The following is a 19578-nucleotide window of genomic DNA, read 5'->3' on the forward strand; positions in this document are numbered from 1 at the left end:
TCCTGCCTTTTATTTTAATATTGATATTTCGTCCGTGTAAGCAAAATTAGCCCAATCGCAGGAATGGTACAAATGAGCATCGCTAAAAAAGCGAGTCCAGGGGTAATTTCGTACAAATAACCACCTAAAAATGTAAGGATGGCTGTGCTAAGTCCCATAGCTAAGGCTGAATATAATCCTTGTGCATTTGGAATTTGCTCTTTTGGCAAGTTTTTTGAAATGTAATTGATAAAGGCAAAGTGAGCCAGTGCAAAGGATAATGCGTGCAATGTTTGAGAAGCAATAAAGACCCAGACATTTGGGAATAGGTAAATCAAAAGCCAGCGCACAGAAGAACCACTTGCCGCTAACAATAAAAGTGAGGATGAGCGCCATCCTTTAAACAGCGTATCCGCCTTCATAAAGTATAAAATTTCACAAATAACAGCGATATTCAAAATCATCCCCATATAAAAAGGATTGACATGTAAATCGCCTAGGTAAATATAGGCATAATTGTAATAAGAGGCATGGGAACCTTGCAGTAAAATAACAACAAGCAAGACAATAAGCAGACTTTTATATGCCCAAAGCTTCTTCATGGACAAGGATTTTGCACGCTGCTCCTTTGTTGGCACAACGAGTAGCTCTTGTGGTGTTTCCAATTGCTGCATTAATAATATCCCAATAAGACCTACAACCATACTCCAAAAAATAATCGTATCACCAAAAACACCTGTTAACATACTAATAATTAAAACGGCCACGATAAAGCCAAGAGAGCCGTATGAGCGACTTTTACCATAGTGTATATGACCTTGCTGCACAAGGATTGCTGCACCACTTTCAATAACCGACTGTATAGCTGGATAAACCATACTAAACAAAACCGTTACAATCAGTAAAAAAGCGAAGGTAGAGCTTGGAATATACAATAAGACGATGATTAATGCGCCAGTCGTTAATAATGTCATTAATTGTTTATTGTGCATGTATTTAGATAGGCTTGGGAAAATAAATAAATTAGAAACAGCTCGTGCCAATAAACCACAGCCCATGATGATGCTTGCCTGTGATACGGTTAGCTGTTTAGCATCCACCAACCAACCTGTCCAATACGGAATAAAAATTCCCCATGTAAAGAAAAATGTAAAAAAGCTTTGTGAAAGCCAGCGTTGTTTATTCATAAAGCATCCGTCCCTCCAATAACTATCTTGAATCATAGCATGTTCTTCGCTACAATAATGTGAGAAATCTCATATTTTTAAAGAAGGGTAAAAAAAGATGCAAATCCTATCACATAAAGAACGTACATATTATCTTGAAAAATACCAGATTGATGATTTTTTCTCTTTTGATGTCTCACCATTTTTGGAAGTATGTCAATTTGAGAAGGGGGAGTGGATTTTCCAAGAGGGTTTATTTCCAGATACGCTGTACTATATGATGGAAGGAAAGGCCAAGCTTTATGTGACACATAAAAATGGCAAGGTTTCCTTAATTGAATATTTGAAAGCACCTCTTTTTATGGGAGAGATTGAGCTGCTCAATGAAACAAAGTATACAAAGGGCATTCAAACGGTCACACCGACAATTTGCTTGTCCATTACCACGCAAAATTGTAAAGAAAAGCTATTAGCAGATGCCCGCTTTTTACGAAAACTTTGTGTGTTTTTAGGGGAAAAGGCAGCGAACATGACCGCGAAATATACACAAAATCAAGCCTATCCACTGGAAAATCGGCTTGCTGCTTTTATTCAATTGTCGGCTGAGCAAGGGATTTATAAAGAAAAGCATACGGAAATTTGTGAATACTTAGGCGTGTCCTATCGCCATTTATTATATGTACTGGCGCAGTTTTGCGAGCAGGGGATTTTAGTGAAACAAAAAAATGGCTATCATATTGTGGATGAGGCTGGGCTTGCTTATTTAGCACAGGAAATCTCCTAAAAAGGGAAAGTGGCATATGACCATTTCCCTTTCTATCGAATAATCTCTCCATTGGTAGAACTGACATCAAAAAAGCCAACATCATGCTTCTGTGCAAGCATCTTCATTATGCGATTGGCTTCATCGGCGACTGACCAGGCGAAGCAGACATAAATACTATGATAGCCAATGCTGTATTCTGCTAATCTGCTTTCCAATTCATTGTCCTCATCTTCATCCAATAGCTCTTCGTCTACTGTATTCATGTTAGGAAAGTGCTCAATGATATCGGCATACCATTTTTGTAGTGCAGGTGTTGTGTGTGCTGCTATTTGATAATCATGTGGTTCTGACCATTTCGTTTGTTCATGATACCAAGCTAAAAAATCTTCCCGTGTATCAGGCGCTCGCTCTTTGTCGAATACCATTAAATCGTAGCTCATCCTATAGCCTCCCTTTCTTTCATTATAGCGAAATAGTCGTGAGAAGGGTACTTTTGGAGATAATTTGTGATGGGGGATTGAGATGGAATAGACTTGTAGGCTATGAAAAGTGTGAGTGATGCTTGTTATACTCACTTTTTTTGATAAACCAACGTGCAATTTCTTTATGGCTATGGTAGAAATATACCTCATGTGTATATGTACAGGTCATTAATGGCTCAAACGGTGGTCTTGTACAATGTGCGTTCATATCATTTACTTGGATACAATACATCTTCATTCAACATGCCCCCTTTTGTGGTTATTACTAGTGTATAAGATTTTTAGTTGAAAAAGACTGAATTTACAATTAATTTACAGAATTTTCACATAAATAGGTTAAAGAGAATAAAGTTAATCAAAAAATAGTTGAACGTCTTAATAAAAATTCTTAATATTCTGAAATTTTAACCTATTTTTAACCTTTATCATGTACTATAGAAATAAACACTAACATAAAGAATGGAGGGAGAAAAAATGAAGCAAAAAATCGTATCCATTATGCTAAGCTGTATGCTCTGTTTTTGGACGTTCGGGTTAGCAGAGAGCACTACAGCAAGTGCAATTGTTAACAGTGATAAAACCTTATTAGTGCAGCAGCCTATAATGAAAAAGAATTATCATGTACAAGGCTTACAAACCATGCCTGTTACTAAAATGGCTATCTCTGGTCCGACATTTACTGCGTCACCAGCCACCGTTACATTTAGTAATTTAGTTCAAGGCTATAGATCTAATGACACACTTACAATTCAACAGTATATTACATTGACGAAAATAGGACTACCAAGTGAAGTCATTAGCAATGTTAGAGCTAGTTTAAGTGGTGGGGCAAGTACAAGCTTTATTCATGGAACAGTTCCTCTAGATACATTAGGAGCAGGCGTAGGATCAACCGTATTAAATATTCGCCCTAAAGTAGGATTAGCACCAGGTACTTATACTGAAACATTAACACTCACAGCAGATGGTGGCTTAAGTGAGAGTGTGCAAATAAGCTTTACAGTCAATCCGTTAATTCATGCAGCGACACCAACGATTCATAGTCAGCCATCGACTAAAAACGTATTTGAAGGAGAGCTTGCGACGTTATCTGTCAATGCTAGTATAAGTGATAGTGGTACTTTAAATTATCAATGGTTTAGTAACACCGTGGACAATACTAGTGGCGGAACACCAATTTTGGATGCCAATAGCGCTTCTTATACTGTACCAACGAATACAATAGGGACAACTTATTATTATGTAGGGCTTATCAACACAAATAATAACGTCAATGGTACAAAGACAGCCTCCATATTCAGTAATACAGCACAAGTAACTGTGAAGCCGATAACAGATGCAGTCATACCACTGATTCATAGTCAGCCATTAAATAAGACCGTGTATGAAGAAGAGAATGTGATACTAACTGTTGATGCGAGTGTAAATGATGGTGGCAATTTAAGTTATCAATGGTATAGCCATACTAACAACAGCACAATGGGAGGAACGCTGATTCATGGTGCAACAAATGCTTCTTATACTGTACCAACGAACGTATCGGGTACAATGTATTATTATGTAGTTGTTACAAATACCAATCTTAGTGTAGGTGGGGTGAAAACAGCAACTGCTATAAGTAATGTGGCACAAGTAACCGTGAAGTCATTAGTAACGGCTGTAACAGATGCCAAAGCAGCTTTAACAATCGGTTATACAGCAGCTGATAATGTACTACATGTCACGCAACCTTTACAATTAGCTACAGCAGGGTTGCATGATACGGCGATTAGTTGGACATCTAGTAACCCCTCCGTTATTCAGCCGAATGGTGTCGTAATGCGACCAACCTATGGAGATAGTAGTGTTACTTTAACAGCGACGATCCGTAAAGGTAGTGTTACAGACACGAAAATCTTTACAGTTATTGTGAAAGGATTCAATGACTTTACACCATCTCCTATGATTGAAGAAAGTGTCAATACACGTGAACCATTGACGATTACGATGGCTATGGGGAATGACCAAATGGTATCTAGAGTGGAAATAAAACGTGTAGAAAATGCAGATGGTACATGGCATGATACAATTACTTTCACAACACAAAATATGATAGAAATGCTAGCCAAGCTAACAGAAAATAATGCAAATACAGTGTACATGTTAATGCCAGATATGCTGGATCGCATAAGTCAGATAGATATCTCAATTCCACGTAATGCACTTACATTATTACAAAATAGTGATGTTCATCTTATCATGGAGACGCAAGGTGTGAGTATCAATATTAGCAATGATTCGCTTGATATAGTGGAGGAGGATTTGTACTTCCGTATCATACCGATTAAAACACAAGCAGCACAGCAAGCTATTGAAGAACGGGCAAGGATAGAGGAGCAGGTGAAGAATTTAGTAGGTGTGACAACGATTGAATTATTAGGACGTCCAATGAAGATTGAAACGAATCTGCAAAATCGTCCTGTTACGCTAACACTTCCTTTACCAAGCGCTATCACACAGCAACAGCTTGAGCATTTGGTGGTTTATATTGAGCATAGCGATGGTACAAAGGAGGTTATTCAAGGTCAGGTTGTACCATTTGATGACAAAACAAGCGGCTTACAATTTGACGTAGATAAATTCTCTACATTTTCTACTTTATATGTACCTGAAGATGATCCTATAGAGCCACCAAATCAAGAAGATACTATACAGGTGCCCTATATTAAAGGCTACGCTGATGGAACTTTCCGTCCAGATATGGCTGTTACAAGAGCGCAAATAGCTAGTATGTTTGCACGCTATGTAACAAATAATAATATACCAGAAGCTACTGTTACATTTGCCGATACAGAGGAGCATGATGCTAAAAATGCGATTGAATATGTACGGACTATGGGATTATTTAATGGAATCTCTAGCACAACTTTTAATCCGAATGGCACGATGACAAGAGCACAAATGGCAACAGTAGCGATGCGCTGGATTGAAGCAAATTGTTTAGAAAGCCATACAGCGGCATTTTGTCTAGAGCCGACTACAGATAAAATATTCACAGATGTTGCCCCAAATGATTGGGCTGCCAATGCTATTCAACAAATTAGTGCTCTCGGTATTATGACGGGTGTAGATTCAGCTACTTTCAAACCCAATAGTACGCTGACACGAGCGCAGGCTGTAAAAGTATTAAATCGCTTATTTGAATTAGAACTTCTAACGACTGTAGATACTGCATCATTTACAGATGTCACACCAGCGCATTGGGCATTTTATGAAATTCAGACGGCAGTAAAGAATAGTCAATAGATGGCTGTGATATCATCTAAGCAAAATAACAAGTTGCTTGCTTTGCTCAATAAATAAACGTACGCCTATTCTGAATGAAAACAGACGGTCTTTTCCAGTTGGCCGTCTGTTTTCATTTGCTCATCACATGATGAAAATCAATGCTTAAAATGGATGGAATCTATATTAAATTAGTATCATTCCTTAGTGAAAATATGTACTCAAACTATTGTGAATTTTAGAAACACAAAGTATTATGTATAAATATAACGTGAAGGTTTTCACAAGGTCACGTAATCATGAGGAGGAATTTGAATGAGCACAATTCGAGTAGGTATTGTAGGATATGGAAATTTAGGACGTGGTGTTGAGTATGCCATTTCACAAAATCCAGATATGGAATTAGTGGCGGTATTTACACGTCGTGACCCATCAACAGTGAAGGTTGCTAGTAATGCGAGCGTTTATTTAGTGGACGACGCAGAAAAATTCCAAAATGATATTGACGTGATGATTTTATGTGGGGGCTCAGCAACCGATTTACCAGAGCAAGGACCACATTTTGCACAATGGTTTAATACGATTGACAGCTTTGATACACATGCGAAAATTCCAGAATTTTTTGAAGCGGTAGATGCAGCGGCACAAAAGTCAGGGAAAGTGGCCATGATTTCAGTAGGCTGGGATCCAGGCTTATTCTCATTAAATCGTTTATTAGGGGAAGCAGTGTTACCAGTAGGCACAACCTATACATTTTGGGGTGATGGCTTAAGCCAAGGACATTCAGACGCTATTCGTCGCATTGAAGGTGTCAAAAATGCCGTGCAATATACATTGCCGATTAAAAATGCTGTAGAACGTGTGCGTAACGGAGAAAATCCTGAACTGACAACACGCGAAAAACATGCACGTGAATGCTGGGTTGTTCTTGAGGAAGGTGCAGATGCAGCGAAAGTGGAGCAAGAAATTGTGACAATGCCTAACTACTTTGATGAATATGATACAACAGTGAACTTTATTTCAGAAAAAGAATTTACAACTAACCATACAGGGATGCCACATGGTGGATTTGTCATCCGTAGTGGTAACAGTGGGGCAGACGACAAACAAATTCTTGAATTTTCATTGAAACTAGAAAGCAATCCAAACTTTACATCAAGCGTACTTGTAGCCTATACTCGTGCCATTCACCGCTTAAGCCAAGCAGGAGATAAAGGGGCTAAAACAGTATTTGATATTCCATTTGGTTTATTATCACCAAAATCAGCTGCTGAATTACGCCAAGAACTATTATAATTCGTAAAAATGACAAGGAGCGCTTATTGCTAAAAAGGTAATAAGCGCTCCTTTTTTTCTTCTACATGAACAGCTAAGAATTATTGAAGAATTCCTTTCCAAAAGACCTCCCAGCTTGCCTTTAGTCTTTTTTCGTATTCAGCTTGTGAGAAATTAATCATGTAAAAAAGCATGCCATCCAACATACATAAAAATGACATAATAATAATATCTGTATCGATGTATTTTTCCGATTCGGTCGTTAAAATGCTGCGCAATAAATCTTTAATTTCCTCTTCAGATTGCTGATATTTTTGAATAACCGTTTCTTTAAATTGCTCAGGGGACAGCATCACATATCTACTAATAAAATGCCCTAGCTCATATTCATAAAAATAATCATTTAATACATGCAACAATGTATATAATTGTTCTTTGACAGAAAGATGATGAATGGCATTTGCTTGACTGTGTATAAACTGCTGATAATCATTCATTACAAAATTGAGAACCTGTTCAAACAATTCTTCTTTACTTGAAAAATAGGCATAAATAGACGGTGCTTTTATATTGACTTGTTGTGCTATATCTCGAATAGACGTCTGGTCATATCCCTTTGTCGAAAACAAAAGAATAGCGCTATTTACGATTTTCTGTTTTGTTTCTTCCCCTTTACTCATCATTTATACCTCCACCCACTTTTAAGAAATTAATTTTAAGCCGACAATACTGATAATAATACCACCAACCAATGCTAATTTTCGTGCATCTTTTGGCTCTTTAAAAACATACATGCCCAATAAAACACTACCTGCTGCGCCAATACCTGTCCATATACCATAACCAATACTAATCGGTATTTCTCTCAATGACAAGGAGAGGAAAATAAAACTACATAGCATACATGTAATAAAAATCAATGTTGGCTTTAATTTTGAAAAGCCTGCTGCTATTTTTAAGAATATGACTCCTCCGATTTCAAATAATCCTGCTATCACAATAAAAGCCCAACTCATATCAAACATTCTCCTCTCCTGTAGGTTGATTGGATACAAATTTCAAGCCCATAATACAACTAATGAGCGTCAAGACTAGTACAATTTTAATAACACTGACAGAATCACCTAAAAACATCATACCGACTACAGCTGTCCCAAACGAGCCAAGACCAGTAAACACAGCGTAGGCAGTTGAAATGGGAATATATTTTAATGCTTTAGCAAAAAAATAAAAACTTACTACTAGCATTATCATAGTTGGTATTACTACTTTTATATTTGTAAATCCATCTGAGTAGGATAAACCTAAAGCCCAACCTACTTCTAAAATTCCTCCAACAATAAGAAAAAACCATGCCATAAAAATGCTCCTTTCGGTAATGTCTTTTATCATAAAATAATTAGTTAGTTATTATTAAACAAAAATCTAACTAACGTTAGTTAGATTGTAATGCCTTTTTTATTTTAATGCAACTACTGAAATAAGAAGAAAATCATCGAATAATCATTTATTTTTGCATGTAATTAAGCAAAAAATGAGGAAGTAATAGGATGGGAAGCATTTTAACGCTTTTCTTCACGTGCTAGTATCTGTAAAATAGGGAGAAGTAAAGGAGGAAGAAATTGTGAAGGACCAACGTTTTATTATTGCACACCGGGAGGCTTTGATTGGCATCGGACTGGTTATCATCAATTTTTTGATTTGGTTCGGATTTGCTTATGGACTAGGCTCTGGTGACCCAGCAAGCTACACGTATATATTAGGCTTTCCAGCATGGTTTTTCTATAGCTGTATGGCAGGAACAATTTTTATGATTTTTCTTATTTGGCTTGTCATCAAGCTATTTTTTAAGGAAGTGCCCTTTGATGAGGAGGTAGATGACGAATGCACTGGCAAGTAATTATTCCACTGCTATTATTTTTAATCATTATTTTCGGAATAGGTATTTGGGCAAATCAGCATGTCCGCTCCTCGCATTCTTTTTTACAGGAGTACTTCCTCGGTGGTCGTGAAATGGGAGGATTTCTTTTAGCTATGACAATGATGGCTACATATGGGAGTGCGAGTAGCTTTATCGGTGGTCCAGGTGTTGCTTACACAAAAGGACTAGGTTGGGTGCTATTAGCAATGGCACAGCTACCTGCTGGTTACTTTGTTTTAATGATTTTAGGTAAGAAATTTGCTATTCTTGCGAGACGTTATCAAGCTGTTACACTCATTGATTTTTTACGAGAACGCTATAAAAGTCATACAATTGTCATTCTATCTGCTATTAGTATTATTGTGTTTTTATTTTCCGCTATGACCGCGCAATGGGTAGGTGGAGCACGCTTAATTGAATCATTAACAAGACTACATTATACAACTGCACTCTTTCTGTTTGTTATTTCCGTCCTGGTTTATGTGATTATAGGTGGCTTTCGTGCTGTCGCATTGAGTGATTTAGTACAAGGCTCTGTTATGGTGATTGGTACGGTTATTTTATTAATTGGCACAGTGATTGCAGGTGGTGGTATAGAGAACATTATGGCTGCACTTGTTGCAGAAAATCCAAATTTTGTGTCTCCATATGGCGCAAAGGGAGAATTAACACCACTATATGTCTCCACATTTTGGATTTTAATTGGTGTTGGCGTTGTGGGGCTACCGCAAATTGCTGTACGGGCAATGAGCTATAAGGATTCCAAAAGTATGCATAGAGCCATTATTATTGGAACAATTGCTATTGGTACGATCATGTTTGGGATGCATGTCATTGGTGTACTAGCCCGACCTGTATTACCAGGTATTGAAATTGGTGATAAAGTCATGCCACTTTTAACATTAAAGGTGCTACCACCATTTTTAGCAGGTGTTGTATTAGCCGCACCAATGGCAGCGACCATGTCCACAGTCAATGCACTCTTAATGCTTGTCAGCTCAACGGTTGTGAAAGATATTTATTTGAATTATATCAAATCGACAGCATCCGAGCAGGAAATTAAGCGAGCGAGCTTTATTGTGACAACGGTAATTGGTCTAGCCGTTATTGTGTTTGCTTTAAACCCACCTGATTTATTAGTATGGCTGAATTTATTTGCGTTTGGTGGGCTAGAGGCTGTCTTTATTTGGACAGTCGTTTTAGGTTTATACTGGAAAAAGGCGAATAAATATGGTGCTATTACATCAATGATTACAGGAATGGGTCTCTATATTTTCATTGACCGCTTCTATCCCTCAATCTTTGGTATGCATACTGTAACATTGCCGATTATTATATCTTTCATCGTTTTTGTTATAGTGAGTCTGTGTACAAGCTCTTTATGTAAGGACGAGGAATGGGTGATTTAATACAAAAAGCCGTTTGCCACTATAAAGGCAAACGGCTTTTTATTCATCGTTTAGTATTAATAAAATACTTTTTCTGTGTTGTATTTAGCGCGGAACGTATTAATTGCATATGTTTCGTAAATTTCACGCTCCATTGGGTCTTCTACTTCATATACTTCGATTTTATAAATCTCATCACGATGATTTTTCATTGGTGACACATTATCCTCAAAATGCTTTTTAATGCGTTGGCGAACTTTACGTGCTTTCCCTACAAATAATAACTCATTCGCTTGGTTATAAAATAAGAAAATACCACCTTTATCACGTGTAATTTGGTGGAAATCAATAAAGCCGTGATATGGCGTAATCGGTACGTCCCCTGGCTTTAAATCTTGCTCACGCTGACGAATAACAACATTCGGTTTTGGAAATTCAATTTTAATCATCTTCTTCACGTTCCTCTCTGTTACATAAGGCTTATCTTATCATAATTTTAGGCACAAGGAAACAATGGTCTATCGTTGTCTAGGGAAAACCCGCTATTGTATAGGACTTTCCCTAATGTCGCAAATTTTTATCGTCCTTCATAATAAAGCTATAAGAATGAACAAGTTATTGATTCCCGTCAAACTTTATCATTCAAAAGGAAAGGGTGATCGATACACATGAAACGTAAATTTGGCTTAAAGTATTTTAAACCTACAGAAAAGTATTCAGGTAGTTGGTCGATTCTTGAACAAAAAAGCAGAGATTGGGAAAATATGTACCGTGAACGTTGGTCGCATGATAAGGTCGTGCGCACAACACATGGCGTAAACTGTACGGGTTCCTGTAGTTGGAAGGTTTTTGTGAAAAATGGCATTATTACTTGGGAAAATCAACAAATTGATTACCCATCATGTGGACCTGAAATGCCAGAATTTGAACCACGAGGTTGTCCACGTGGAGCGTCATTTTCTTGGTATGAATATAGCCCATTACGTGTGAAGTACCCTTATATGAGAGGACGACTGTGGAGATTATGGAAATCTGCTTTACATGAACATAGTAATCCTGTCGATGCTTGGGCAAGCATTGTAGAAAATCCTGAAAAATCCTTTGCTTATAAAAAAGCGCGTGGTAAAGGAGGACATGTACGTGTTTCATGGCAAGATGCAATGGAGCTAATCTGTGCGCAATTGATTTATACGATTCGTACATATGGACCAGATCGAATTGCAGGCTTCACACCGATTCCAGCGATGTCCATGATTAGCTATGCAGCTGGTTCTCGCTTTATCAGCTTACTTGGTGGAGAAATGCTTAGCTTTTATGACTGGTATGCCGATTTACCTCCAGCCTCTCCACAAATTTGGGGAGAGCAGACAGATGTGCCTGAATCCTCAGATTGGTATAATTCAGGTTATTTAATTATGTGGGGGTCTAATGTGCCTTTAACGCGAACGCCTGATGCCCACTTTATGACAGAAGTACGCTACAAAGGAACAAAAGTGGTATCCATTGCACCTGACCATGCAGAGAATGTGAAGTTTGCAGATAATTGGTTAGCTCCACATCCAGGAACAGATGCAGCCGTGGCACAGGCGATGACACATGTGATTTTAGATGAATTTTATGTACAGCGTAAAGAAGGCATGTTTATTCGATACGCTAAACAATATACAGATATGCCATTTTTAATTTTACTGGATGAGTATGAAGGTAAATATAAGGCAGGTCGTTTCTTGCGTGCTAGTGATCTGGGAGATACAACAGCACATGCGGAATGGAAGCCTGTTATTATCGATGAAATCACAGGGCAAATAATCGTCCCGAATGGCACAATGGGACAGCGTTGGGAAGAAGATAAAAAGTGGAATTTGATATTGGAAAATGAAGATGGCTCGACAATTGATCCAGCGTTGACAGTGGAACAGGATGAGATGACATGGGAAGAAATTGTTTTTCCATTTTTCGACCATATAACGAATGGCACGTTTAGTCGTCATATTCCAACAAAGCCCATCACGTTAGCAGATGGCAGTACAAAACTAGCCGTAACAGTCTATGATTTAATGTTAAGTCAATATGGCATTAAACGAAATGATAGCCCGTACAACGCCAAAAGCTATGAGGATGCAGGGGCGCACTATACACCTGCTTGGCAAGAAAAAATAACAGGAGTGAAAGCTTCAGTCGTTGTGCAAGTGGCACGTGAGTTTGCACAAAATGCGATTGATACAAATGGTCGCTCCATGATTATTATGGGTGCAGGGATTAATCACTGGTTTAATAGTGATACCATCTATCGTTCTATCTTAAATTTAGTCATTTTAACAGCTTCACAAGGTGTCAATGGTGGTGGCTGGGCGCATTATGTAGGGCAAGAAAAAGTACGTCCGATTGAAGGCTGGTCTACGATTGCCTTTGCAAAAGATTGGCAAGCACAGCCGCGATTACAAAACGCTACATCCTTTTTCTATTTTGCAACAGATCAATGGAAGTATGAAGAGATGAGTAATGATTCCTTGAAGTCACCGCTTGCTGGTGATATCAGATACCAGCACCCAGCAGATTACAATGTACTAGCTGCTCGACTAGGCTGGCTTCCATCCTATCCACAATTCAATAAAAATAGCTTGCTCTTTGCAGAGGAAGCTGGCAAGAAAGGGCATGCGACAAATGAGGAAATTATTCAACATGCCTATGATCAAGTCGTGTCGGGAGAAGTAAAAGGGGCGATTGAAGATCCCGATGCACCAGAAAACTTCCCAAAATCACTGTTTGTGTGGCGCTCTAATTTAATATCAAGCTCCGCAAAAGGGCAAGAATATTTTATGAAGCATTTACTCGGTGCAAGTGATGGGTTACTTGCTACACCAAACGAGGAGACAAAACCAGAAGAAATCATTTGGCGAGAGGATGTCGAAGGGAAATTAGATTTACTTGTTTCACTCGACTTTAGAATGACGACGACACCTTTATACGCAGATATCGTCCTTCCTGCTGCTACTTGGTATGAGAAAACGGATATTTCTTCAACGGATATGCATCCATTTGTACATCCATTTAATCCAGCAGTCGATCCATTATGGGAATCGCGTTCAGATTGGGATATTTATCGAACACTTGCTGAAACATTCTCCAAAATGGCTGAAGAGCATTTGCCAGGGGTGTATAAGGATGTGGTGACATCTCCACTTGCTCATGATTCGAAAAGTGAAATTTCCCAGCCATTAGGTGTAGTAAAGGACTGGAAAAAAGGCGAGATTGAGCCAATCATCGGGAAAACCATGCCTAATTTTACAATTGTCGAAAGGGATTATACGAAAATCTATGATAAATTTATTTCGCTTGGACCATTAGCAGAGAAAAATAAAATTGGTGCACATGGTGTTACGTTCTCTGTTTCAGAGGAATATGAGGATATGAAAAAAATCAATGGCACCCATTTTGATAACACCATTAAAAATGGACTACCAAAAATCCAAACAGCAAGACAGGCGGTCAATGCCGTTTTACATTTATCGTCTGCAACGAATGGCAAAGTGTCACAAAAGGCGTGGGCTTCTGCTGAGCAAGATACAGGGGTTGAGCTAAAGGATATTTCAGCAGACCGAGCAGCGGAAAAAATTACGTTTGAAAATATTACGGTGCAACCGAGAGAAGTGATTCCAACACCTGTCTTTAGTGGCTCTAATAAGTCGGGCAGAAGATATTCACCTTTCACGACAAATATTGAGCGTTTAGTGCCTTTTAGAACATTAACAGGACGGCAGCATTTTTATATTGACCATGAGATTTTCTTACAATATGGCGAATCCTTACCTGTCTATAAACCGACACTACCGCCAATGGTGTTTGGTACGAAGGATAAGCAGGTGATAGGGGGCAAAGATGCCTTAGTATTACGTTATTTAACACCACATGGCAAATGGAATATTCATAGTACGTATCAGGATAATTTGCATATGTTAACGCTATTCAGAGGTGGCCCAACCGTATGGATTAACAATGAGGATGCCGCTGCACATGCAATCAATGATAATGACTGGCTAGAAGTATATAACCGAAATGGCGTTGTTACAGCAAGAGCCGTTGTTAGCCATCGTATGCCAAAAGGAACACTATTCATGTACCATGCGCAAGATAAGCATATTAATGTTCCTGGCTCTGAAATAACAGAAGAACGTGGCGGCAGTCATAATGCTCCTACAAAGATTCATGTCAAGCCGACACAAATGGTTGGGGGTTACGCACAGTTAAGTTATGGATTTAACTATTATGGACCTATAGGCAATCAGCGAGATGGCTATGTAGCGGTTCGGAAGATGAAGGAGGTTAACTGGCTTGAAGATTAAAGCGCAAATTGCAATGGTAATGAACTTAGATAAATGTATTGGCTGTCATACGTGTAGTGTGACATGTAAAAGCACTTGGACAAATCGTGAAGGTGCTGAATATATGTGGTTTAACAATGTAGAGACAAAGCCAGGCATGGGCTATCCGAAACGCTGGGAAGATCAGGAGGTCTATAAAGGTGGCTGGCAAATGCGCAAGGGCAAGCTAGAGCTGAAATCTGGTAGCAAGCTGTCCAAAGTGGCTCTCGGGAAAATTTTCTATAATCCTGATATGCCAGAGATGAAAGATTACTATGAGCCGTGGACATATGATTATGAAAAGCTAACAACCTCACCTGAAAGAGAGCACTCACCTGTTGCTCGACCGAAATCTATGGTGACGGGTGAATATATGGATTTACAATGGGGACCAAACTGGGAGGATGATCTTGCTGGCGCTCACATTACAGGCCCACAAGATCCGAATATCCAAAAGATAGAGGAAGAAATTAAATTTAACTTCGAACAATCGTTTATGATGTATTTACCAAGGCTTTGTGAGCATTGTTTAAATCCTAGCTGTGTAGCATCTTGTCCATCTGGTGCAATGTATAAAAGGGAAGAAGATGGTATCGTTCTTGTAGACCAAGAGGCTTGTCGTGGCTGGCGTTACTGTATGACTGGTTGTCCTTATAAAAAAGTGTACTTCAATTGGAAAACAAATAAAGCCGAAAAATGTACGTTTTGTTATCCACGTATTGAATCAGGCTTGCCGACCGTCTGCTCCGAAACATGTACAGGACGCATCCGATATTTAGGCGTACTGCTATATGATGCGGATCGTGTGTTAGAAGTAGCTTCGACACCCAATGAAAAAGACTTGTATAAAGCACAATGTGATATCTTTTTAAATCCATATGATCCAGCAGTGATTGAGCAGGCACGAAAAGATGGCATTGCTGAAGAATGGATTGAAGGAGCGCAAAATTCACCTGTTTATAAGCTGGCGATTGAATATAAGCTTGCTTTTCCTTTACATCCTGAATATCGTACATTACCAATGGTATGGTATGTGCCGCCACTTAGCCCGATTATGAATTATTTTGAAGGGAAGGATTCGATTAAAAATCCAGATATGATTTTCCCTGCTATAGAGGAAATGAGAACACCTATTCAATATTTAGCCAATATGCTGACTGCTGGTGATGCAACAGCTGTAAAAGAAGCTTTACAACGTATGGCGATGATGCGCTCTTATATGCGAGCATTATCTTCTGGTAAAGCATTCGATGAAAGTCGTTTGGCACGTGTAGGCTTAACAGCACACCAAACACAGCAAATGTATCGACTTTTGGCGATTGCAAAATATGAAGATCGTTTTGTTGTGCCAACGTCTCATCGTGAAAGCTATATGGACCCATACCGTGCACAAGGCTCAATGGGCTATGATATGGGCTGTGATGGTTGTGGGCCTGCATCACCAAATCCAATGAATAAAACAGGCAAAGAAATATATGAAGAGAACTTCTACGGAGGTATTTGGCGTGATTGATCTCGATTATTTATACACTCATAAGACAGCTTTTGGTTTCTTTTCACAGCAATTAAGCTATCCTGAAAAATTGACCTTCCATCCTCAGGTGATGGAAGGGTCCTTTACTCCAAATGATCCAGCTTTCGAGCTTGTGAAAACGTATTGGCAGGACATACAGACATATAGCTTAGATGATGTACAAGAAATATATGTACAAACGTTTGATTTTCAAAAGCGAGCCACATTATACATGACTTATTTTAAGTTTGAAGATGCGAAAGAACGTGGGCAAATGTTAGCAAAGCTCAAGGTGATGTATGAAATGTTTGGCTTAAATATGCCAGCAGAGGAGCTTTCGGATTATTTACCATTGATTTGTGAGTTTTTATATGCAGCGGAATGGCGGAATGATCCACGTGCACAAGAAAGTTTTGCTATTTTATTTGCAGTGCTTGAGGATGGGACGTACCACTTAGTGAAAGCATTAGAGGAGTTAAAAAGCCCTTATCTAACTCTTGTGAAAGGCATTCGAGCCACATTAAAAGCATGCTTAATAAGGGAGGCGGTTGGCAATGAACATGATTAATCAGCTATTATGGGTGATTTTCCCTTATATTTGTCTAGCTGTTTTCGTTGTCGGACATTTTTTTCGCTATAAAACAGACCAATTTAACTGGACGGCTAAATCGAGTGAATTTATTGAGAAAAAGCAATTAATGATTGGTAGTTTACTTTTCCATATAGGTGTTATTCCTGTTATTTTCGGTCATATTTCAGGGCTAGGCATTCCTAAATCATGGATGGCTGCTTTAGGTGTCAACGATCATCTCTACCATATCGGCGCTGTTTACATTGGTGGATTTTTTGGCTTTGTCACACTAGCAGGAATGATTGTTTTAACAGCACGTCGCTTCACAAAATCAACGGTGCGCAAGTTAAGCTCAACATCTGATGTCATCGTCAATATTTTGTTGTTGTTTATCGTGTTTATGGGAATGTATGCGACACTTGTAACAAATGCTGTACAGCCTGATTTTGATTACCGTACATCGATTTCCCTTTGGTTTAGACATTTATTTATTTTACAACCTGATGCTACGCTAATGTCAAATGTGCCACTATCTTTTAAAATCCATGTGTTAGCAGGATTTTTAATTCTAGCATTTTGGCCTTTTACTAGATTAGTTCACGTTTGGAGTGTACCATTGAATTATGTAGGTAGAAGTTATATTCTCTATAGAAAAAATCATTCAGGATCATAAAAAAGGAGACTTCGGTCTTCTTTTTTAGCCATAAGGAGTATGACGATGGATACTAATTTTCAACAAATCATAACGATGATAAAGGAGAAGTATGGGCTGGATCTTGTGATGTTAGCCTTTATACAGCCAGCTCAATTGGACTATGTATTGACATGGCAGTATGCAGCGGGTAATATAAGTGATCGCTTTAAACGAATTGTGCTGCAATCAGGTAAGGGAGTGGCAGGCTCTGTTTTCAAATCAGGGAAGCCGATGCTTGTCAAAAATGTCACAACTGAATATCCAATGAAGGATTTATTCAACTTTCCGATTGTTGTATCTGAAAAAATAAAAAGCTTCTGTGCCTTACCTCTTTATCAAAATCATAAAGTACAAGGGGTTATTCTTTTAGGGTATCGAATAGAGGATGCCATGACCGATGTGTTATATGAAACCATAAAAAAAAATATGAGTACAGATGTTCCTGGCTTCTATGAAAGGTAGGTGGCAAAAGCGTGATTAATCATATGCCTTCACAATTAATAGACTGTTTATTAGGAATGTATGAATATAGTTCAGAGGCGATTTTCTTTTTTGGCAAGGATAATAAATTACTGAACTTAAATCCCGCAGCTAAAGAAATTTTAGAAGCAGGCGTTTTAGAGGAAATGCTACAAGGAAGAGAAAAGTCAATTTGTTTAAGCTGTAAAGGGTATACAAGCACAGAGGAATTAGTGACTTGTCAAAGCTGCTATTTTTTAAATCCTCGGCAAGATTTCAGCTCTTTTCAAATTTATTTAGAAACGAAAGGCAAAGGTGTTCTTCCATATGTAGCTAGTTTTCATACTATTGATCAGGCTGAAGATACGAAAGTGTTAATTTTAAGAAATTTAACGAAACAATTAGAAACACAGGAGTTATTATTTCATAATACAACGATTAAGCATATTATTAAGGCACAGGAAGATGAACGAAAAAGAATTTCAAGAGAGTTACATGATGGGGTAGCACAAGAAATACTCAGCTCACTTGTGGATATACGTGTGATGAAATATTTACAAGACCCAGCAGATGTCTCGCAAAAAATGAAACATATTGAAACATCCTTAACGAGATTATTGGATGAAATACGCAATATGTCGGTAGAGCTAAGACCGTCTTCACTAGATGATTTAGGTATTGAAGCAGCATTTCGCTCCCATTTTAAATGGATTGAAAAAAATTATGGTTTGATTGTCCATTATAGTCATAAAATCCAAGGAAAACGTTTTAACAATGAAATCGAAACGGTTGTTTATCGTGTATGTCAAGAAGCGATATTGAACGTTTTAAAATATGCGGATGTCGATGAAATATTTGTTCATTTGTATGAGACAGAAAATACATTAATGCTAGATATCATTGATCAGGGCAATGGTTTTGATATGAGCAATCGGGAAACGAAAGGGACAGGGTTAGGCTTGTTTGGCATGAAAGAGCGAGCAGAGCTTGTCAAAGGTACGTTTTCGATTACATCCTCTATTGGGAATGGAACGAAAGTGCATTTAGAAGTCCCTGTGTAAAGGAGTAGTGAGCGGGTTGAGAATTGTAATTGCAGATGATCATGCAGTGGTACGTAGCGGTTTTTCGATGATTTTAAACTATCAAGAGGATATGGAAGTGGTGGCAACGGCTGCGGATGGTATTGAAGCCCACTTAATGGTCGCTAAATATAAGCCTGACATATTGTTGCTTGATTTAAGTATGCCTCCAGGTGAAAGTGGCTTAATCGCTACAGGAAAAATTAATGAAGATTTTCCGAACACAAAAATTTTAGTGTTGACGATGTATGAGGATCAAGAGTATATGTTTCATGTGTTGAAAAGTGGTGCTTCTGGTTATATCTTAAAAAATGCACCTGACGAGGAATTACTTAGTGCCATACGGACGATTTATGAAGGAGGAACGTATATTCATCCGAAAATGGCGACCTCTCTTGTCAAAGAATTTATCAAAAAAGATCAAGCACTTGTCGACCATGACCCATTCCATGTGCTATCGAAAAGAGAGCTCGAAATTTTACCATTAGTAGCGAAAGGATATGGCAATAAAGATATTGCGGAGAAATTGTTTATTTCCGTGAAAACCGTGGAGGCACATAAGGCAAAAATTATGGAAAAGCTCGATTTAAAAAGCCGTCCTGAGCTAGTAGAGTATGCTTTAAAAAAGAAATTGCTTGATTTTTAAGGGAGGTGTAAATG

General features: G+C 38.3%; 19 protein-coding genes. 12 read left to right on the forward strand and 7 right to left on the reverse strand.

Going from position 1 to position 19578, the window contains the following annotated elements:
* Positions 1-14: 14 nt before the first annotated feature.
* Positions 15-1166, reverse strand: coding sequence for an MFS transporter (locus OPF91_RS10770; protein WP_264988754.1), 1152 nt, complete (start codon positions 1164-1166; stop codon positions 15-17).
* Positions 1167-1263: 97 nt separating this feature from the next.
* On the opposite strand from OPF91_RS10770, the gene yeiL reads away from it, so the two are divergent.
* Positions 1264-1929 (forward strand): transcriptional regulator YeiL, encoded by a 666-nt coding sequence (gene yeiL / locus OPF91_RS10775; protein ID WP_264988755.1) that lies wholly within the window; start codon positions 1264-1266, stop codon positions 1927-1929.
* A 32-nt stretch (positions 1930-1961) separates the two neighbouring features.
* On the opposite strand, the gene OPF91_RS10780 is transcribed toward yeiL, so the two are convergent.
* The gene (locus OPF91_RS10780) at positions 1962-2351 is read right to left on the reverse strand and encodes a hypothetical protein (RefSeq protein ID WP_264988756.1); all 390 of its coding nucleotides are present in this window, start codon (positions 2349-2351) and stop codon (positions 1962-1964) included.
* 100 nt (positions 2352-2451) lie between these two features.
* Positions 2452-2631, reverse strand: coding sequence for a hypothetical protein (locus tag OPF91_RS10785; protein ID WP_264988757.1), 180 nt, complete (start codon positions 2629-2631; stop codon positions 2452-2454).
* Between the two features lie 236 nt (positions 2632-2867).
* Here OPF91_RS10785 and OPF91_RS10790 point away from each other — a divergent pair, with 236 nt between their 5' ends.
* Together OPF91_RS10790 and OPF91_RS10795 are read left to right on the forward strand one after the other, a co-directional pair.
* Positions 2868-5678 carry an S-layer homology domain-containing protein gene (locus OPF91_RS10790; protein ID WP_264988758.1) on the forward strand — a complete coding sequence of 937 codons (2811 nt, stop codon included), beginning with the start codon at positions 2868-2870 and terminating at the stop codon, positions 5676-5678.
* A 294-nt stretch (positions 5679-5972) separates the two neighbouring features.
* Positions 5973-6953, forward strand: a complete 981-nt coding sequence (locus OPF91_RS10795; protein ID WP_264988759.1) for a diaminopimelate dehydrogenase — start codon at positions 5973-5975, stop codon at positions 6951-6953.
* Between the two features lie 80 nt (positions 6954-7033).
* Here OPF91_RS10795 and OPF91_RS10800 read toward each other — a convergent pair whose 3' ends face one another.
* The 3 genes from OPF91_RS10800 to OPF91_RS10810 are packed head-to-tail and all read right to left on the reverse strand — an operon-like array spanning position 7034 to position 8291.
* Positions 7034-7612 (reverse strand): TetR/AcrR family transcriptional regulator, encoded by a 579-nt coding sequence (locus OPF91_RS10800; protein WP_264988760.1) that lies wholly within the window; start codon positions 7610-7612, stop codon positions 7034-7036.
* A 21-nt stretch (positions 7613-7633) separates the two neighbouring features.
* Positions 7634-7948, reverse strand: coding sequence for a DMT family transporter (locus OPF91_RS10805; RefSeq protein WP_264988761.1), 315 nt, complete (start codon positions 7946-7948; stop codon positions 7634-7636).
* A gap of 1 nt (position 7949) precedes the next feature.
* On the reverse strand, positions 7950-8291 hold the full coding sequence (locus tag OPF91_RS10810; protein ID WP_264988762.1) for a DMT family transporter: 342 nt from the start codon (positions 8289-8291) through the stop codon (positions 7950-7952).
* Between the two features lie 265 nt (positions 8292-8556).
* Here OPF91_RS10810 and OPF91_RS10815 point away from each other — a divergent pair, with 265 nt between their 5' ends.
* Positions 8557-8832 (forward strand): YhdT family protein, encoded by a 276-nt coding sequence (locus OPF91_RS10815; protein ID WP_264988763.1) that lies wholly within the window; start codon positions 8557-8559, stop codon positions 8830-8832.
* The gene (gene panF, locus OPF91_RS10820; protein WP_264988764.1) at positions 8817-10262 is read left to right on the forward strand and encodes a sodium/pantothenate symporter; all 1446 of its coding nucleotides are present in this window, start codon (positions 8817-8819) and stop codon (positions 10260-10262) included. Before OPF91_RS10815 ends, panF begins: the two co-directional genes overlap by 16 nt.
* A gap of 56 nt (positions 10263-10318) precedes the next feature.
* Here the strand turns inward: panF and OPF91_RS10825 are convergent, their stop codons facing one another.
* The gene (locus OPF91_RS10825) at positions 10319-10690 is read right to left on the reverse strand and encodes a nucleotide excision repair endonuclease (RefSeq protein WP_264988765.1); all 372 of its coding nucleotides are present in this window, start codon (positions 10688-10690) and stop codon (positions 10319-10321) included.
* 219 nt (positions 10691-10909) lie between these two features.
* On the opposite strand from OPF91_RS10825, the gene OPF91_RS10830 reads away from it, so the two are divergent.
* Genes OPF91_RS10830 through OPF91_RS10860 form a run of 7 tightly spaced genes read left to right on the forward strand, consistent with a single transcriptional unit; the run spans position 10910 to position 19564 of the window.
* Complete coding sequence (locus OPF91_RS10830) at positions 10910-14584, forward strand: nitrate reductase subunit alpha (protein ID WP_264988766.1); 3675 nt, start codon at positions 10910-10912, stop codon at positions 14582-14584.
* Positions 14574-16115, forward strand: coding sequence for a nitrate reductase subunit beta (gene narH / locus OPF91_RS10835; RefSeq protein WP_264988767.1), 1542 nt, complete (start codon positions 14574-14576; stop codon positions 16113-16115). Before OPF91_RS10830 ends, narH begins: the two co-directional genes overlap by 11 nt.
* On the forward strand, positions 16108-16683 hold the full coding sequence (gene narJ, locus OPF91_RS10840; protein WP_264988768.1) for a nitrate reductase molybdenum cofactor assembly chaperone: 576 nt from the start codon (positions 16108-16110) through the stop codon (positions 16681-16683). Before narH ends, narJ begins: the two co-directional genes overlap by 8 nt.
* On the forward strand, positions 16676-17359 hold the full coding sequence (gene narI, locus OPF91_RS10845; RefSeq protein WP_264989145.1) for a respiratory nitrate reductase subunit gamma: 684 nt from the start codon (positions 16676-16678) through the stop codon (positions 17357-17359). The genes narJ and narI overlap by 8 nt, the downstream gene beginning before the upstream one ends.
* Positions 17360-17404: 45 nt before the next feature.
* On the forward strand, positions 17405-17842 hold the full coding sequence (locus tag OPF91_RS10850) for a GAF domain-containing protein (RefSeq protein WP_264988769.1): 438 nt from the start codon (positions 17405-17407) through the stop codon (positions 17840-17842).
* An 11-nt stretch (positions 17843-17853) separates the two neighbouring features.
* Complete coding sequence (locus OPF91_RS10855) at positions 17854-18900, forward strand: sensor histidine kinase (protein ID WP_309297422.1); 1047 nt, start codon at positions 17854-17856, stop codon at positions 18898-18900.
* A 16-nt stretch (positions 18901-18916) separates the two neighbouring features.
* A complete protein-coding gene (locus OPF91_RS10860; RefSeq protein WP_264988770.1) occupies positions 18917-19564 on the forward strand; it encodes a response regulator in 648 nt (215 codons plus the stop codon).
* The last annotated feature ends 14 nt before the right edge of the window (positions 19565-19578 follow it).

The organism is Lysinibacillus piscis (assembly GCF_026012395.1).
Classification (GTDB): domain Bacteria; phylum Bacillota; class Bacilli; order Bacillales_A; family Planococcaceae; genus Lysinibacillus; species Lysinibacillus piscis.

What these genes read in the sequence shown, in the direction of transcription:
- OPF91_RS10850 (WP_264988769.1), top strand. Translation starts at nt 17,405, where the DNA reads ATGGATACTAATTTTCAACAAATCATAACGATGATAAAGGAGAAGTAT.
- OPF91_RS10790 (WP_264988758.1), top strand. Translation starts at nt 2,868, where the DNA reads ATGAAGCAAAAAATCGTATCCATTATGCTAAGCTGTATGCTCTGTTTT.
- narI (WP_264989145.1), top strand. Translation starts at nt 16,676, where the DNA reads ATGATTAATCAGCTATTATGGGTGATTTTCCCTTATATTTGTCTAGCT.
- OPF91_RS10795 (WP_264988759.1), top strand. Translation starts at nt 5,973, where the DNA reads ATGAGCACAATTCGAGTAGGTATTGTAGGATATGGAAATTTAGGACGT.
- OPF91_RS10780 (WP_264988756.1), bottom strand. Translation starts at nt 2,351, where the DNA reads ATGAGCTACGATTTAATGGTATTCGACAAAGAGCGAGCGCCTGATACA.
- panF (WP_264988764.1), top strand. Translation starts at nt 8,817, where the DNA reads ATGCACTGGCAAGTAATTATTCCACTGCTATTATTTTTAATCATTATT.
- OPF91_RS10825 (WP_264988765.1), bottom strand. Translation starts at nt 10,690, where the DNA reads ATGATTAAAATTGAATTTCCAAAACCGAATGTTGTTATTCGTCAGCGT.
- OPF91_RS10785 (WP_264988757.1), bottom strand. Translation starts at nt 2,631, where the DNA reads ATGAAGATGTATTGTATCCAAGTAAATGATATGAACGCACATTGTACA.
- OPF91_RS10800 (WP_264988760.1), bottom strand. Translation starts at nt 7,612, where the DNA reads ATGAGTAAAGGGGAAGAAACAAAACAGAAAATCGTAAATAGCGCTATT.
- OPF91_RS10830 (WP_264988766.1), top strand. Translation starts at nt 10,910, where the DNA reads ATGAAACGTAAATTTGGCTTAAAGTATTTTAAACCTACAGAAAAGTAT.
- OPF91_RS10810 (WP_264988762.1), bottom strand. Translation starts at nt 8,291, where the DNA reads ATGGCATGGTTTTTTCTTATTGTTGGAGGAATTTTAGAAGTAGGTTGG.
- OPF91_RS10770 (WP_264988754.1), bottom strand. Translation starts at nt 1,166, where the DNA reads ATGAATAAACAACGCTGGCTTTCACAAAGCTTTTTTACATTTTTCTTT.
- OPF91_RS10805 (WP_264988761.1), bottom strand. Translation starts at nt 7,948, where the DNA reads ATGAGTTGGGCTTTTATTGTGATAGCAGGATTATTTGAAATCGGAGGA.
- yeiL (WP_264988755.1), top strand. Translation starts at nt 1,264, where the DNA reads ATGCAAATCCTATCACATAAAGAACGTACATATTATCTTGAAAAATAC.